The organism is Marinoscillum sp. HNIBRBA16962, from assembly GCF_057801515.1.
The window spans coordinates 2,247,745-2,263,968 of sequence record NZ_CM173603.1; the positions used below are offsets into that span (position 1 = coordinate 2,247,745).

A 16,224-nucleotide genomic window follows, 5' to 3' on the forward strand; every position below is an offset into this window, starting at 1 on the left:
ATTATTCCCAGTTACCCGATGTAGTCACACTCGTTCTTGACCCAAACCGCAGTGGCAGTTTAGACTTCAGCTCGCTATCGGGATCTCTATTCGGGTTGACAGGTTTAGGGTTTACTACTTCAACGGCATTTACCATTTTGCCGGACTTTTCAATTTTATCCGCCCAAATTTCAAATTTTGTTGGAGGATCTACACCAGGCACATATGGTAAGGTAGAAAGCTTAAACTTAGGCCATTTTGCTTTACTGAAAATGGAATCCTGTACCCCTACAGTCCCCAGAGTGTCGATTTCCACATGTATACTATCCGCCCCATATTCCAGCTGAATAACTGTTTCTCTTCTTGCTGTCAGGTAGAATTTACCTGTATCCACAAATGCCAAAAGTTTGTCCCAGTCACTTGTATATTGTCCATTTACAGCTTCGTATGCAAGTTCAGCCTCACGAATCATTTTTAGCTGCTCAATAATTCTGTTTTCTAACCGCTCGATTCTTTTTGTTTCTTCAATGCTATTGTTGATGGAATAATAAAGAAAATAGGCTAATCCTGCAGCAACTAGACCAAAAACAATGGTTAAGATTTTTGTGGTGCTCATTTAATATTAGGTTTTTTGCAATAATAAAGATAATTCGGTTCCTACCGAAACGCTATTTTACCGAAATGTTTTCAAATTTAAAAAAGCCACTTAATTCCTCTGGTTTTTGACCAGCGGAGATCCTGCCTAATACATTGTGGAGTACGTTTTTATCCATTTTTTTTAATTCTCCTTCTGAAAACCATCGTATTTCGGTGATTTGTTGGTTTTCTTTAGACAATTCGGGGTCTGATCCCAGATGCAGACTTCCGGACACCCGGCTGACTCTGAAAAACAACTCAATGGCGTGGTATTTATCATCCAGATACTCATTGACAAATAAGAAATCCTTCACCTTAATGATCAATCCGGTCTCTTCCCGAAACTCCCGGGTAAGCGCCTCTTCAGCTGACTCCTGAAAGTCCACACCACCTCCCGGAGGAGCCCAAAGGCGACCTTTAGGCCCCAGACCTCTATGGTTGATTAAAAGCAATTGGCCTCCTTCAGTTAAGAGACCACAGACTCTAACCCGCACACGTCCACCGTATTTTTTCTCACTTTCGGTCATAATTTATTAACTATTCATTTGACCCTTCGTTAACTTTGGTAAAAAATTACAGTAAAATATGAGAGTTTTAGCAAGTTTATTCATTTTATGTATTGGTTTTGGCGTGGTAGCTCAGACCGCAGACACGGATTCTGAAGAGGTTGTTTCCGGAGCTAAGATTACTTTTCAGGAATCTGCTCATCAATTTGGAGATATTACTCAGGGAGATAAAGTTTCGCATATATTCACCTATGAAAATACCGGAAATGAACCATTGATCATTTCTAATGTTCGGACAACCTGCGGGTGTACTGCCACCGACTGGAACAAAGAACCTTTAGCACCGGGTGAAACTGCTACCATTACTGTAAACTTTAATAGTACCGGGAAAATGGGAATGCAGAACAAAATAGTAACGATCTACTCCAATGCATCCAACAGTACAGAGCGTATAAAAATCACTGCGAATGTGCTGAAAAAAGAGGGTGAGGGTTAATTTCTGATAAAATAATAGATCAGGATAACCCATCCGGCAATAAAACAGACACCTCCAAAAGGTGTAATAGCTCCTAAAATGGTATAATTGGTGACAGACAGGGTATATAATGATCCTGAAAAAATGATTATACCAAATGTGAACAGAGCGCTTACCAGTTTCAATAAATGGTGACTCCATTGCTTCATTAGGAGACCGACAAATAAGATCGCCAGGGCATGAAACATGTGGTATTGTACACCAGTATTGTATGTTTCAGCCCTTCCCGTACTGTCTAGTACTGGCTGCAACGCATGTGCTCCGAAAGCACCAATTATTACAGCCAGTCCGGCCATTACACTCCCGATTATCAGGTATCTTTTATCCATAGTTTCTTTCTCCGAAGATTGAACTTCCTACTCTCACCATCGTGCTGCCACATGCTATAGCGATTTTGTAGTCACCGCTCATTCCCATAGAGAGCTCAGTGAGTTCAAAATTGCTGAAAACAAAATCCTGTGCTACTTTATCAAAAAGGGACTTAAGACCACTGAACTCTCTCCGGATCTGTTCCTCATTTTCTGTAAAAGTGGCCATTCCCATCAAACCAACAATTTTTATATGGGTAAGTTCTTCCAGATCACTACTGTTAAGAAATTCCAGTAGTTCAGCCTCATCAAAGCCAAATTTTGATGACTCCTCTGCGATATGTACCTGGAGGAGACATTGGATCACCCGGTCATGTTTTTTACCTTCCTTGTTTATGGTTTTGAGCAGACGTATGCTGTCTACGGAGTGGATTAAATATACAAACGGAACGATATATTTCACCTTGTTTCGTTGCAGGTGACCTACCATGTGCCAACGAATGTCCTTGGGGAGATCCTCATATTTGCTGACGAGTTCCTGTACTTTATTTTCTCCAAAATCCCGATGACCGGCATCATAAGCTTCCCGGATCATTTCATTGGGTTTGGTTTTACTTATGGCTACCAGTGTTACGTTATGTTTACTTATCTCCTTTGTTAATCCTTCTATTTTGTTTGAGATTTGACCCATGCTAATTTTAGTATTATTGACTAAGTTTAATCCCGAATGATTATCATTGTTTGCGCAATACCAGCAAAACTACAAAGTACTTGACAAAGCGTAACGCATGGCATTACTAGGAACTCTGCTGAAGAGAGGCATTACTCTGAGGGAAAGCCTGGAGCAGCAATATACTTCGGCTTTCGACCTTCAGAAACAAGAGCTGAGAAAACTGCTTATCCATAGTCAACAAACCAAATTTGGAAAGCAGTTTGATTTTCACTCCATTCTAAAAACATTTAAGCGTAAAACCGGCGATCATTTTTATGAGGCCTTTACGGGATCAGTTCCGGTGTATGATTACGAGAAGATTTTTGATGACTGGTGGCATCTAGCCAAGGAGGGAAAGCCAGACATTTGCTACCCCGGCAAGATCAAATATTTTGCGTTGAGCAGTGGTACCTCAGGGGCTTCATCAAAATACATTCCTATCACCAAAGACATGGTGAAGTCAATACAGAAAACCAGTGTCCGGCAGATATTGACACTGTCAAAGTATGATTTGCCTGACGATCAATTTACAAAAGGCATTCTTATGCTTGGAGGAAGCACGAACCTCCGGAAGCATGGGACGTATTTCGAAGGTGATCTGAGCGGGATTACTGCAGCCCAAATACCTTTTTGGTTTCAGCATTTTTATAAGCCGGGTAAGAAAATCGCCAAAACAACTGACTGGGGAGAAAAGCTGGATGAAATTACTCTAAAGGCTCCCAATTGGGATATCGGGATTATCGTGGGGGTGCCGGCCTGGTTGCAAATACTGATGGAAAAGATTATTAATCACTACCAGGTAAAGACCATTCATGACATCTGGCCCAACTTAAGGATATTTGTCCATGGTGGAGTATCTTTTGAGCCTTATAGAAAAGGCTTTGATAAGCTGCTTGCACAACCTCTCATCTACATGGAAACTTATCTTGCCAGTGAGGGGTTTATTGCTTTTCAGGCCTTTCCAAACCGCAAATCAATGCGTCTGGTACTGAATAATGGCATTTTTTATGAATTTATCCCCTTCAATGAGCAGAACTTTACCGAAGAAGGGACGATCCGGGGAAATCCCGAGACGCTGCATATCGATCAGGTAGAAGAAAATAAAGAATATGCCTTGCTTCTCACTACTAATGCAGGAGCCTGGCGCTATCTTATCGGTGATGTTATTAAGTTTGCGTCCAAAGAAGATTGTGAGATTTTCATCACCGGCAGGACCAAGCATTTCCTGAACCTGTGCGGTGAACATCTATCATTGGATAATATGAATAAAGCAGTAGAGCTGGTAAGCGATGATCTTAATATTGATATCCGTGAATTTACAGTACTGGGAGAGCCTGATGGTTCTCTATTCTGTCATCGCTGGTATATAGGTACAGATGATGATGTGGATACTGAAGAACTGAGAACAGCAATAGACTCAAAACTGATGAAGCTAAATGATGACTATCGGGTAGAAAGGGGGCATGCCCTTAAGAGCGTAAGTATGAATGTTCTTTCGGTGTCTGCATTCTATGACTGGATGAAGCTGCAGGGTAAAGAAGGCGGACAGAATAAATTCCCTCGTGTATTAAAAAAAGAAAAGTCTCAGCAGTGGAAGGAATATCTTGCTGAGAAAAACCTGATTTCCTCATAATGCCCCCATATATTACTGGAATTATTTTTGGACTGGTCTTTATTTTCTCTCTGGGACCCGGTTTTTTTGCTTTGGTTCAGACGAGTGTGCAGAAAGGCCTGCATAAAGCCGTCTTTCTGGCTTTTGGTATATCCCTAAGTGACATTATCTATGTGGCTCTGGCGCTTATGGGAGTAGCTTCACTTCTGGAGAGACCAGTGTTCAAGATGTGGATGGCGATTGTCGGGACTATCGTTCTTTTTGCTTACGGGGTGTATTCCTGGTTTAAGAAACCCCGGGTATATGAGAACAAAATAGAAGGGAAAAGGGAATGGTCTTACCTGAAGTACCTGGCTAAGGGGTTTGTTTTAAATGGCTTAAACCCCTTTATTGTAGTATTTTGGGTGGGAATAATCGGGATTGTTTCTGTTAACTATGACTTTACGCTAAATCAGCAGATCTTTTTCTTTCTGGGAGCCTTAACGACCATCTTGATCACGGATATTACCAAGGCTTTAATTGCTTACAGGTTTAGAACAGTTATCACTCAAAGGTCCATTCTGATATTAAACCGATCAGTGGGGGTCATCCTGATTTTGTTTGGATTGCAAATGGTTTACTTTTTGTTTGATACCTTCTGGTTACAAGGCTAGTGTCACGTTTACTAAGAAAGTAAACCAATTATTCATGCCATCACTCAGCTTCTTACTTATAAAACAAGGATCTCATCAACTTAGTGATGGCATGAATTAGTGTCCTTATTTAAGAGTCATGACACTAGTCAGTAAGTACATTAGTGATCATAGAGCTCTTGATCATCAGCCAGAGAAGAAGAAATACGATCCCCCATCTCAGGTAGATTACATAATAATCCGTAGTGTCTTTGTAGCGGGTTTCTTTGATTTCGGCCTTCTCTAACTGATCAATTTCATTGAATACATTTTGGAGAGCCTCTTTATCTGAAACGCGGTAAAACTTCCCGTTACCGATCCTGGCGATTTCTCTCAGATTGGTTTCATCCAGGGTATTTTCCACATAGCGCGGACGACCAAAAAAATCATTACCAAATGGCACTTTTCCTTCCTTGCCAATGGCGATCGTATAGATCTTGATGTCATATGCCTGGGCCAGTTTTGCCGCAGTTATTGGATCAATGTTTCCTGCTGTATTGTCACCATCGCTAAGGAGGATCAGTACTTTTGACTTTGAGTCCGACTCTCTTAGTCTGTTGGTAGCTACTGCCAGAGCGCTCCCGATCGCTGTGCCACGATTTTCGATGAGATCGAAAGAGATGTCATCAATATATGAGTTTAATAACTCGTAATCAGTAGACAGGGGAGATCTGGAATATGCGTCACCTGAGAAGACAACCAGACCTATGCGGTCCTGAAACCTGCCGGCTACAAAGTCACGGGCTACATCCTTGGCAGCTTCCAGTCGGTTTGGTTGAAAATCCATGATCTGCATGGATTCAGAAATGTCAATAGTCAGCATGATATCTATACCCTCGCTCCATTGCTCCACCTGCTCGTTTGTTGATTGTGGGCGTGCTAATGCTGTGATGATCAGCACCAGGCTGACCAGAAATAACACCGGAGGGATAAACCTAAGGTAACTTATGGGGTCGCTTTTAATATCTTTCCTGGTCAGCGCGATGGGCAGCCGCTCCCTGAATTGACTTAGGATCAACCAACGTATCAGAAATATGAAAGGAATAGCTGCCAGAACATAAAACCAAAATGGCTGCTCCCAGTCAAATGATGTAAGCGTATCCGGTCTGAACCACCGAAATGACAACCATGAATCTATTGGGCTTATCTGCTTATCCATTCTTTATCTGGTCTGTAATTACTGAATATCGATGCTGAGTAAAATCTTCCACCGCCTGAAACTCCTTGTATAGCTCTTCATTGGGCATTTTTCCATATACACTACGGTCGATATTCCGGAGTGTTTCCTTGAGCTCTTTGGTGTATTCCAATGCCATGATCTCTTTAGTAGTCAGCTTTGTATAGGGCTTATTTTCCAGCATTTCCAGGAATCGCTTCCAGTCACTGATGGCCACTTCAGCAGTTTGCCACTCCGGCTCCTTCTTTAGAGATCGGATGTGATCCGTAAGCCTGTCTGAAAACCGGAGATACTCCTTTCTCAGTTTTCTCAGCTTCCATGCTCGCCTGAATTTCTTACCAAAGATCAGTAAGCATACCACTGCTATGAGTAACAGACTTCCGGTAATGATCCAGAATAGGGGATAATTAAATTGTGTGGACACTTCCTGGAAGGCCAGGTTCTCCCTTAGTTTAGTTGTATCAGTTACCTCTTTTGTTAAAGAGGAAAATAAAATGGAGTCCTCAGGAGCTCTGATGGTAAGAGTATCTCCGTTATTGAGTATGAAAGCGGGCAGGTCAAGGTACTGGACCTGATCGATCTCATAACTCTGAAGGGTGTATATGGCTGAATCCAGAACGGTATTGCCATTGATCCTGGAGGGGTAGTACTTTTTGCCCGAGATCTCAAAGGGAGAGAAATTGTAGTTGCTATCGGGCAGGATGAGTTCCATACTGGCCGGGTAGCGTGCGCTCATCCAGTAATGGACATTTTCACCAAGCTTCATATGATCTTCTACAAACCCACCACGTACTTGCACCTCCTGCGCGGAGGAGTGAAAACAGATACATAAAAGAGTAATAAAAAAGGAGATCTTACCTGGCACGCTGTACATTGCTTTTATTTCTATGTCTAAAGAGTTTGACCAATTTGGGTACATAGTCTTCACCGGTTTCTATCGGCACATAGTTCACATCGTTTCTCCTGCAAAAATCTGCCAGTTCTGATGTGTTTTTCTTATAAGTTTTGTTTAGAACATTTCTGAAGCTCCCGGACGAGGTATTGACCCAGAGGGTTTTTCCGGATTCCTTTTCCAGGAGGGGTACAATCCCCAGGTTGGGCATCCTGGATTCCCGGGCATCAAACAATTGGATCACGATAAGATCATGCTTACGTGCCATACCTTTTAAGCTATGCATGTAGTCCTCATCTATAAAATCACTGATAAAAAATATGACCGCTCTCCTTTTCAGTAAGCCAAGAGCATACCGGATTGCCTTGTCCAGATCTGTTTTTCTGGAGGTAGGCTTAAGATTAAAAATGCCGGATGCTATCTCGTAAGAGTGTTTGAGGCCTTTGCCTGGTTTTATGTATTTTTCCCTCTGATCGGAATAACACATTAAGCCTACCTGACTGCTTTCTTTTATAGCAGATATGGCTAAAAGTGCAGTGATCTCTTTGCCAAGATCAATTTTTTGCCTGTTGACTTTTCCTATTTCCTGAGAGGCTGACACGTCGAGGATAAACATGACGGTCTGCTCTTTTTCTTCAATGAACGTTTTTACGAACGTTCCGTGTCCTTTTGCCGTTACATTCCAGTCGATGGTGCGTACGTCATCACCATACTGGTAGGCCCGAACATCGTCAAATTCCAGACCAGAACCTTTGAAAATACTGTGAAAATCTCCCTGCATCTGAGAAGTGATCGCTTTTCTGATCCTTATCTCATATTTGCGGAGCTTTTTGAGGATTTCGTTCATGCGACGTAATTTTGACTTTTCCGAAAGGAATCTGTATGGAACATAACCTTACAAAATTATAAATATCACTAAGACTTAAGACCCTGTGAAAAAATCTTTTTTTATATTGATTCTCGTACTTTTCGGCTGCTCCAAAAAAGATACGGAAATTCCCCCCGGAGTGTTGACCCATGATCAGATGGTGCGGGTACTTATCGACGTACATTTACTTGAAGCAAAAGTAAAAAAACTCTACCTGGGCCATGATAGTAGCATTGCCGTATACAACCATTATGAAAGGATGCTTTTTGATGACCTGGACATAGACAAGGAGGACTATGAAAAAAGCCTCGAGTTTTATGTAGGTGAAATGGAAGAATTTCATAATATCTATAATGAGGTAGCTGACAGTCTGCTAGCAAGGAGTAAATCGGAGAATTTTTATTGATGATAATCTACCCAAAAGATATTGAGGAGAAGCTCGGTGTAGATCAGTTGACCGAATTGATAAGGATGAAGTGCAGATCAGATGCCGGGGTGCGGTTCCTGATTAAGGCTCGTCCATCTTCGAATGCCGAAAATATCAGAAAATGGCTGGATCAGACAGATGAAATGCTTCGGATACTTACATCCGGAGATTCACTTCCTTCCAGAGATTTTCAAGACCTTGAGGTTTTTCTCAAAAAAATAAAATTAAAGGGCAGTTTCTTACAAGGCGATGATTTTGCTTCGCTTAAAAATCTCCTGATACTGCTTTATGACTGGACGCAGTACCTTAAGAAACACCAGCACGACTACCCTGAGCTTTGTGGTCTTACCTATGGGTTTATCGCTGGGAAAGAGCTGATTGATGCTATCGATCAGATTGTGGATGAAAAAGGCCAGGTGCGGGATAATGCCAGCCCTGAGCTGGCCGCCATCAGGGCAATGCTGATCCAAAAGGAAAAGGCTGTGAGGGTAGTTATCAATAAGATCCTCAGAAAGGCCATTCAGGATAAGCTGACGGATGAAGACAGTTCCGTGACCATTAGAGATGGAAGGCTTGTTATCCCGGTAAAAGCTGAACACAAGCGTCGTATCCAGGGATTTGTACACGATGAGTCAGCTACGGGTCAGACAGTCTTTTTAGAACCTACAGAAGCACTGCAGCTTAACAATGAGGTGAGGGAGCTTCAGTATCAGGAAAAGCGAGAGGTAGCAAAGATCCTGACCAGGCTCACCGATCTGGTACGTGATTCTATAGCAGATTTGGAAAAAGGAGCTTTTTTTATCGGGCTTATTGATTTCATCCATGCCAAGGCTGCTTTTGCAAAAGAGATAGAAGCAACCAAACCACAAGTTTCTAAAAATCCTGTGATTAAGTGGTACTATGCCAGGCACCCTTTACTGTGGCTGGCTCATGAGGCTTCAGGTCAGGCCACCGTTCCACTGAGTATGGAATTGAGCAGGCAGGAAAACAGAATACTGGTTATTTCGGGTCCCAATGCCGGAGGTAAGTCGGTGGCATTGAAAACCGTCGGGTTACTTCAGTATATGTTTCAAAGCGGCTTTCTGCTGCCTGTGGGAGAGGGGTCTACATTCGGGGTTTTCAGAAGTATATTTCTTGATATTGGGGATACACAATCGCTCGAAAATGATCTGAGCACATACAGCGCTCACCTGACTTCCATGAAGTACTTTAATGAACGTGCCGACAGGAACAGCCTCTTTTTGATTGACGAATTTGGTACAGGTACCGAACCGCAGTTTGGCGGAGCGATAGCCGAGTCGATACTTTCTCAGCTTAGTGAGCGCAAGTCTTTTGGAGTGATCACCACCCACTACCAAAACCTGAAAAAGTTTGCGGAAAATAATGAGGGCGTTGTTAACGGAGCAATGAAATATGATGTGGCCGCATTGGAGCCGCTTTTTGAGCTGGAAGTAGGTAAGCCGGGGAGCTCGTTTGCTTTTGAAATTGCGAAAAAGATCGGGCTACCGGATTTTATTATCAAAGACGCTCAGGGCATGGTCGGGACCAGCCAGGTAGATTATGAAAACCTGCTCAATGAGCTGGAAAAGGAGCGAACCAAATACCAGAAACTAAGCAAGAAGCTGGAAAAAGAGGAAACGGAGATTGCAGGTATTAAGGCAGATTACGAATCTTTGAGGACTATGGTAGAGGAAGAGCGAAAGGAACTCATAAGGAATGCCAAAGATGAAGCGAGAAGGATAGTTTCTGAGGCCAATCAAAGGATTGAAAATACGATCAGGGAGATCAGGGAAAGCAAAGCTGATAAAGAAAAGACCAGACAATCAAGAGGGGCTCTAGAGCAATACAGGGCTGGTAAACTGGATCCCGCGAAAGAGCAGGTCTCCAAAAAGAAAGAAGAAATAAAGCAGGGAGATGTAGTGACAATCGATGGTCAGGATACGGCCGGAGAGGTGATGAATGTAAAGGGAAAGCAGGCGCAGGTGCGGTTTGGTAATATCATTTCATTCATTGACCTGAAAAAACTAAAGAAAACTTCCGCAAAACAGCTCAGGGAGGAAGAAAAGCGATCAAAAAAGATTGGAGGAATAAATATTACGGATAAGATGGCTCGATTTAATGGAGAGATTGATATTCGCGGAATGCGAGCGGAAGAGGCCCTTGTTCGTGTTGATGAGTATATTGACGAAGCATTACTTCTGGGAACGGACCAGGTACGCATACTGCATGGTAAAGGGCATGGGATATTGCGGGATGTTATTCGCACCCACTTAAAGGGACATTCCAGTGTGGAGAAAGCTGTTGATGAGCATATTGAGTTTGGCGGCAGTGGGATTACTTTGGTAACTTTCAAATGATGAATGTTTATTCAGTGCAACAACTAGCCCTACGCAATGGACAGGATAGAGATGAAGTATGGGTGGCTTATCAGGGAATTATTTATGATGTATCCGGGTCCGGATTGTGGCGGGAAGGGAAGCATTACGAACATTGGGCAGGACAGGACCTGACCGAAGAACTACCAGATGCTCCCCATACCGATGAGGTTTTTAAGCGGTTTAAACAGATAGGGAAACTGATGAATTATTGATTTAAAGTGTAGTATGCTATAATTTGTATGGGTTCAGTTAGAGGATATTCGTTTAATTAATCATTGGACATATTTTAACAAACCTCGTACCTTTGAAGTAAAGAAGCAATTATGGAATTAAAACTTAATGTGGAGTATAACCAGATCCTAAAACTAATTCAACAGCTTCCTCAGGATAAATTTGAAATGTTGACAAAAACGTTGCAGGCAGAATTAAGGGTAAGAAAAGCAACCTCAAAAGAAACGCTGGAAAAGTTAATCTTGAACGCTCCTACCTGGACAGAAGAAGAGCTTGGAGATTTTCAAGAAGCCAGGGACCATTTAAATAGTTCAAGAATGGCATGATCTTGTTAGACTCTTCCATCCTGATTGATCTTTTCCGAAAAAAGAGCTTTGACTCACGGTATGACACTTGCTACACTCAACAAGAAACATTTTGAAAGAATAAAGAATCTGGAACTAATTTAAATATTTGTTTCTTTAAATTTTTCGTTTGACTCTGATCGGAATAGACAACGGATAGTGAATGTTAATATGAGCTATTAAGTGCAGCCATGGATACAAACGTAATGCTGATAGCGGATGCCGGAGCCACTAAAACCGACTGGAGGTTACTTACAGGACAGAAGGTTTCGCAATTTAAAACTGAGGGGTATAACCCCAAGGTAGATAAACCTGGGAAGATCCTGGACATTATTCCTGATGCAATCAGTCAGGATTCTGTAGGAAAACTTTATTTCTATGGAGCTGGCATAGTAGAAGACTCCACTAAGCACACAGTTGATAATTCTTTACAGACGCTGTTTAAGACAGCTGAAATTTACGTTGCTTCGGACCTTCAGGGTGCTGCCCGAGCACTGTTGGGAAAGGAACAAGGGGTAGCATGTATCCTGGGCACAGGTTCTGCAGCATGTTTCTATGATGGCCAGTCGGTCACGAAAAGGATTCCTTCTTTAGGTTATATCCTGGGAGATGAGGGCAGTGGCTTTTATCTGGGTAAGCAGCTTTTGTCCGGATACCTGCGGGATCAATTGCCATCTTCAATAAAAGAGAAATTCATTCAGGAATTCGGGCAGCTGAGTGAAGCGGCCATTTTAGAAAATACCTATCAGGGAAAGGGAAATACATACATTGCCGGTTTCTCATCCTTTATGGTTGATAACCAGGCAGACCCTTTCATTTATCAAATGGTCTATAGAGCTTTCGAGACTTTCTTTACCAGTTATCTTGGTGATGTTGACAGACTGGAGGGAGAAAAGATTCGCTTTACAGGATCTGTTGCCTACCTGCTGAGTAATGTCCTCCTGAAGGTTGCCCGGGATAAAAACTTAACTGTAGATTTGATAGCACAAAGTCCGATCGCAGGGTTAACCTTATACCATCAAAAAAATGGCTGAACTTCCGGTAACAGAAAATACCTCTAACTATGACGACATTGAAAAAATGTCTACTCAGGAGATCCTCACCAGCATCAACCGGGAAGATGCTAAAGTAGCGGAAGCTGTAAAAGGCATTATTCCTGAAATAGAAACTTTCGTAGATGAAGCTTACCTGAGAATGAAGGGGGGTGGTCGGCTCTTTTATCTTGGAGCGGGTACCAGCGGCAGACTGGGCATAGTGGATGCATCGGAGTGCCCACCTACGTTTGGGGTATCTCATGATCTGGTTATTGGCCTGATAGCAGGCGGGGATGGAGCTATCCGAAAAGCTGTGGAGTTTGCCGAGGATGACCCCGGTCAGGCCTGGAGGGATCTGGAGAACCATTTACCTGACTCCAGGGACACTTTAGTAGGAATAGCTGCTTCGGGAACGACCCCTTACGTCATCGGTGGGGTACGAGCTGCCCGGGATAAGGGCCTGCTGACAGGAGCTATCACATGTAACCCGGGATCTCCTCTGGGTAAGGAGGGCGCTCATCCTATGGAGGTAGCTGTAGGACCGGAGTTTATTACCGGGAGTACGAGGATGAAGTCAGGCACGGCCCAAAAGCTGATCCTGAATATGATTTCCACTTCTCTGATGGTGAAGCTGGGGAGGGTGAAAGGCAACCGGATGGTGGATATGCAGCTGTCAAATAAGAAGCTTGAAAAAAGGGGCGCAAGAATGCTTTCGAAGGCTTTGGAGATAGATGAAAGCAGGGCTGCAGAGCTACTTCAAAAATACGGTTCTGTAAGAGCCGCAATGGAGGCTGAATCCACCATTAAATAATCCTTTCAAAATAGCAGTTATTATCAAATTATTAAGTACGAAATTTTGAATATCGGAGGAATTGACAAATATCTTTTTATCGTTTTCAAAATTTACTAATGGATCTGTTGCACCCTTTCTATTTTTCTTTTGGCGGTAAGCTATTATGCTCTGAAGATGTTAACTTAACATGACAACTTACACCGAAAAAATAATTCACAGCTTAAGAGGTGTGCAAAGTTTAATTCTACTTTTGTACAGCTTAACAACAAAAATAGTAATCGCAAAATGAGGAAAAACTTACTAAATCTCGCCTTGACCTTTATGATGTTTGTAGCATCTGGAGCCGTGTTTGGGCAGGAGACCGTTTCTGTCAGCGGAAGGGTGTTGGATAATGAAGGAGATGGGTTGCCCGGAGCCACTGTTACCAAAAAAGGAACACAGCAAGGTACAATAACTGATGTAGAAGGAAACTTTACACTAAGCGTGCCTGAAGGCACAACATTGGTTGTTTCGTTTATTGGTTTTGAGTCTGTAGAAGCTCAGGCAGAAAACAACATGACCATTACGATGAATCCCGGAACCAGCATTCTTGGAGAGGTGGTCATTACTACCAGTGTAATTGATGTTGCGAAAACCAGGGAGACACCAGTGGCTGTTTCTTCTATTTCACCAGCTGATATTACACTTAAAGTTGGAAACCTCGAGTTCCCCGAAATAATGAACCGTACACCTGGTGTATATGCCACTAAGCAGGGCGGTGGGTATGGTGACTCACGAATCTCTCTTCGTGGTTTTGACCAAAGGAATACTTCATTCCTGATCAATGGTCAGCCAGTAAACGACATGGAAAATGGCTGGGTATACTGGTCAAACTGGCAGGGACTGACTGATGTTGCATCAGGCATTCAAATCCAGCGAGGGCTTGGAGCATCGAGACTAGCTGTTCCTTCAGTTGGTGGTACGGTATCCATTTTCACTAAAGCAGCTGACCTGGCTCGAAATGGGACTGTATCTCAGATTGTTGGAAATGATGGGTATACTAAAACCTCTCTAAGTTACTCAACAGGCAAAAATGAAAAAGGATGGGCCACATCATTTTTATTGAGCAGGTGGGCTGGCGATGGTTATGTTTACAATACTTCTGGTGAGGGATGGACCTATTTTGCTGCTGTTGGATATGATCCAATAGGTACTGATCACTCATTTAACCTTTCAGTATTAGGTGCTGGTCAATGGCACCATCAAAGAGATGCATGGGTTTCAATACGCGACTATGAAAACTTTGGTGAAGACGGGATCGATCCCCGGTGGAATACCAACGGAGGGACTCTAAATGGAGAAGAGTACAATATGCGTCGTAATTTCTACAACAAACCATTGGCTACCCTTAACTGGGATTGGGACATTACTGACAATCTTAAATTAGCTACGTCACTTTACGGATCTGCTGGTAGAGGTGGAGGAACGGGGCCTAGAGGAAATAACTTCAGAAATGGAGATATTGACATTCTACCTTTCAATATAGATTTAACAACTCATTACCAGGAAAACGGTAGAGGGCCAAGAGATGCTGATGGTTTCATAAATTTTGATGAAGTTGTCAATGTAAATCGAAATACAACTCTTCCTTATGGTGGAGATATTTCAGGGTATGAGGGCTTAAGGATAGGTTCTAATGGCTACAATGCTGATAGTGTAAATAGAGCCGTTTTGATTAGGAGATCATCTATGAACTCCCACAACTGGTTTGGTGGGATTTCAACATTGGATTACACTGCTGGTAATTTCAGATATTCCATTGGTGTTGATCTGCGAAAATATACTGGATATCATTATAGAGTTCTCAATGACTTCCTGGGTCTTGATGGATATTATTCTACAGGTAATCAAAACTCCGGTGGTCTCATTATTGAAACAACCATTCCTGCCTCTCCTTTCAAAAATACCGGGTTAAACGGTCCTAAAATCGACTACTACAATATAGGGTATGTTGACTGGCAGGGTGTGAACGGATTGATTGAATACAATGATAATTCGAAAATCACAGCTGTATTGCAAGGAGGAGTTTCTAACCAGGTTTTCCAGAGAGAAGATTTCTTTGACCAGGTAGGTAATCCGCTTTCTGAGAAAAAGAGCCTGATTGGCGGATACGTAAAAGGTGGAGCTAACTATAACTTCAGTGGCGAATCAAACGTGTTCTTCAATGCTGGGTATATCTCACGGCAGCCTCTTTTTGATGCTGTATTCCCAGGGTTCGCCAATGATGTAAACCCTGACCTTCAAAATGAGATCATTACCTCCGTAGAATTAGGTTATGGTTTTTTCGGAAGATACCTGACAGTTAATCTAAATGCTTACTCTACTTCATGGGCTAACCGATTCATCTCCCAGTCGTTTGATGTTGATGTTGGAGGTGGGAACTCAGTAGAAGGTACTGCCCAGTTCAAGGATGTGGATGTCCTGCACCAGGGAATCGAATTGGAAACAACTTACAGGCCGATTGATAATCTTAAGCTGAGAGGAATGCTTTCCATGGGAGACTGGAGATACACTAAAGATTTTTCAGCAACTATTTTTGATGATAGCCAGCAGCAGATCGGTACAGGTACGTTATACACCAAGGATGCTAAAGTAGGTGATGCAGCACAATTTACCTCTTATGTTGAGGCAGATTATCGGGTAGCAAGATTCTTAAATGTGGATTTAGGTTTCAGGTTTGTTGATGGCCTTTATGCGGATTATGATATTTCTGATGAAGACTCAGGTTTTCAAAATCCTGATAATGACGGAGCGCTTAAGCTACCATCATTCGGACTGGTAAACGTAGGTACTACTGCCAGGTTTGACGTTTTTGGTTTGAATGGAACCTTTAGAATAAACGTTAATAATCTTCTTGATGAGACCTACATTGCAGAGTCCAATACTAATATCCATGCTGATTCATCTTCTGAAACCTGGAATGGGATAGATAAAAGAAACTTCGTATGGTTTGGTTTTGGCAGAACATGGAATGCTACATTGAGATTTAATTTCTAGGAAAATATTAAGGTTTATAAAAGACCCGACTGGATTAAAGTCGGGTCTTTTTCTTTAAGTAGCTGATGGGTGCTGTTTTCATGAT

The 16,224-nt window shown here is 42.4% G+C and carries 17 protein-coding genes; 10 read left to right on the forward strand and 7 right to left on the reverse strand.

Annotated elements, in window-relative coordinates:
* Position 1: 1 nt before the first annotated feature.
* Both AC3E9V_RS09630 and AC3E9V_RS09635 read right to left on the reverse strand, forming a co-directional pair.
* Positions 2 to 595: a hypothetical protein gene (locus tag AC3E9V_RS09630; RefSeq protein WP_488752978.1), complete on the reverse strand. Its 594-nt coding sequence runs from the start codon at positions 593 to 595 to the stop codon at positions 2 to 4.
* A gap of 52 nt (positions 596 to 647) precedes the next feature.
* Positions 648 to 1,142: an NUDIX domain-containing protein gene (locus tag AC3E9V_RS09635; RefSeq protein WP_488752979.1), complete on the reverse strand. Its 495-nt coding sequence runs from the start codon at positions 1,140 to 1,142 to the stop codon at positions 648 to 650.
* Between the two features lie 58 nt (positions 1,143 to 1,200).
* On the opposite strand from AC3E9V_RS09635, the gene AC3E9V_RS09640 reads away from it, so the two are divergent.
* Complete coding sequence (locus AC3E9V_RS09640) at positions 1,201 to 1,617, forward strand: DUF1573 domain-containing protein (RefSeq protein ID WP_488752980.1); 417 nt, start codon at positions 1,201 to 1,203, stop codon at positions 1,615 to 1,617.
* On the opposite strand, the gene AC3E9V_RS09645 is transcribed toward AC3E9V_RS09640, so the two are convergent.
* Positions 1,614 to 1,985, reverse strand: a complete 372-nt coding sequence (locus AC3E9V_RS09645) for a DUF423 domain-containing protein (RefSeq protein ID WP_488752981.1) — start codon at positions 1,983 to 1,985, stop codon at positions 1,614 to 1,616. The two genes, AC3E9V_RS09640 and AC3E9V_RS09645, sit on opposite strands and share 4 nt — an antisense overlap.
* Positions 1,978 to 2,655 carry a YggS family pyridoxal phosphate-dependent enzyme gene (locus AC3E9V_RS09650; protein ID WP_488752982.1) on the reverse strand — a complete coding sequence of 226 codons (678 nt, stop codon included), beginning with the start codon at positions 2,653 to 2,655 and terminating at the stop codon, positions 1,978 to 1,980. Before AC3E9V_RS09650 ends, AC3E9V_RS09645 begins: the two co-directional genes overlap by 8 nt.
* A gap of 97 nt (positions 2,656 to 2,752) precedes the next feature.
* Between AC3E9V_RS09650 and AC3E9V_RS09655 the strand changes: the two genes are divergently transcribed.
* Both AC3E9V_RS09655 and AC3E9V_RS09660 read left to right on the forward strand, forming a co-directional pair.
* Positions 2,753 to 4,309, forward strand: coding sequence for a GH3 family acyl-acid amido synthetase (locus tag AC3E9V_RS09655; protein ID WP_488752983.1), 1,557 nt, complete (start codon positions 2,753 to 2,755; stop codon positions 4,307 to 4,309).
* Complete coding sequence (locus AC3E9V_RS09660; protein WP_488752984.1) at positions 4,309 to 4,941, forward strand: LysE family translocator; 633 nt, start codon at positions 4,309 to 4,311, stop codon at positions 4,939 to 4,941. Before AC3E9V_RS09655 ends, AC3E9V_RS09660 begins: the two co-directional genes overlap by 1 nt.
* A 124-nt stretch (positions 4,942 to 5,065) precedes the next feature.
* On the opposite strand, the gene AC3E9V_RS09665 is transcribed toward AC3E9V_RS09660, so the two are convergent.
* Genes AC3E9V_RS09665 through AC3E9V_RS09675 form a run of 3 tightly spaced genes read right to left on the reverse strand, consistent with a single transcriptional unit; the run spans position 5,066 to position 7,875 of the window.
* On the reverse strand, positions 5,066 to 6,118 hold the full coding sequence (locus tag AC3E9V_RS09665; RefSeq protein ID WP_488752985.1) for a vWA domain-containing protein: 1,053 nt from the start codon (positions 6,116 to 6,118) through the stop codon (positions 5,066 to 5,068).
* Entirely contained in the window at positions 6,111 to 7,055 is a 945-nt protein-coding gene (locus AC3E9V_RS09670) for a LapA family protein (protein ID WP_488752986.1), read from the reverse strand. Before AC3E9V_RS09670 ends, AC3E9V_RS09665 begins: the two co-directional genes overlap by 8 nt.
* Complete coding sequence (locus AC3E9V_RS09675) at positions 6,991 to 7,875, reverse strand: DUF58 domain-containing protein (RefSeq protein ID WP_488752987.1); 885 nt, start codon at positions 7,873 to 7,875, stop codon at positions 6,991 to 6,993. Before AC3E9V_RS09675 ends, AC3E9V_RS09670 begins: the two co-directional genes overlap by 65 nt.
* A gap of 85 nt (positions 7,876 to 7,960) precedes the next feature.
* On the opposite strand from AC3E9V_RS09675, the gene AC3E9V_RS09680 reads away from it, so the two are divergent.
* The 7 genes from AC3E9V_RS09680 to AC3E9V_RS09710 all read left to right on the forward strand — a co-directional run bounded on the left by AC3E9V_RS09680 (position 7,961) and on the right by AC3E9V_RS09710 (position 16,139).
* A complete protein-coding gene (locus tag AC3E9V_RS09680) occupies positions 7,961 to 8,302 on the forward strand; it encodes a DUF4296 domain-containing protein (protein ID WP_488752988.1) in 342 nt (113 codons plus the stop codon).
* Positions 8,302 to 10,680, forward strand: a complete 2,379-nt coding sequence (locus tag AC3E9V_RS09685) for an endonuclease MutS2 (RefSeq protein ID WP_488752989.1) — start codon at positions 8,302 to 8,304, stop codon at positions 10,678 to 10,680. Before AC3E9V_RS09680 ends, AC3E9V_RS09685 begins: the two co-directional genes overlap by 1 nt.
* Positions 10,680 to 10,913 (forward strand): cytochrome b5 domain-containing protein, encoded by a 234-nt coding sequence (locus AC3E9V_RS09690; RefSeq protein ID WP_488753658.1) that lies wholly within the window; start codon positions 10,680 to 10,682, stop codon positions 10,911 to 10,913. Before AC3E9V_RS09685 ends, AC3E9V_RS09690 begins: the two co-directional genes overlap by 1 nt.
* A 111-nt stretch (positions 10,914 to 11,024) precedes the next feature.
* Positions 11,025 to 11,258, forward strand: coding sequence for a hypothetical protein (locus tag AC3E9V_RS09695; protein WP_488752990.1), 234 nt, complete (start codon positions 11,025 to 11,027; stop codon positions 11,256 to 11,258).
* Positions 11,259 to 11,467: 209 nt separating this feature from the next.
* Complete coding sequence (locus tag AC3E9V_RS09700; RefSeq protein ID WP_488752991.1) at positions 11,468 to 12,310, forward strand: N-acetylglucosamine kinase; 843 nt, start codon at positions 11,468 to 11,470, stop codon at positions 12,308 to 12,310.
* Positions 12,303 to 13,121: an N-acetylmuramic acid 6-phosphate etherase gene (gene murQ / locus AC3E9V_RS09705; protein ID WP_488752992.1), complete on the forward strand. Its 819-nt coding sequence runs from the start codon at positions 12,303 to 12,305 to the stop codon at positions 13,119 to 13,121. The genes AC3E9V_RS09700 and murQ overlap by 8 nt, the downstream gene beginning before the upstream one ends.
* A 267-nt stretch (positions 13,122 to 13,388) precedes the next feature.
* On the forward strand, positions 13,389 to 16,139 hold the full coding sequence (locus AC3E9V_RS09710) for a TonB-dependent receptor (RefSeq protein ID WP_488752993.1): 2,751 nt from the start codon (positions 13,389 to 13,391) through the stop codon (positions 16,137 to 16,139).
* The last annotated feature ends 85 nt before the right edge of the window (positions 16,140 to 16,224 follow it).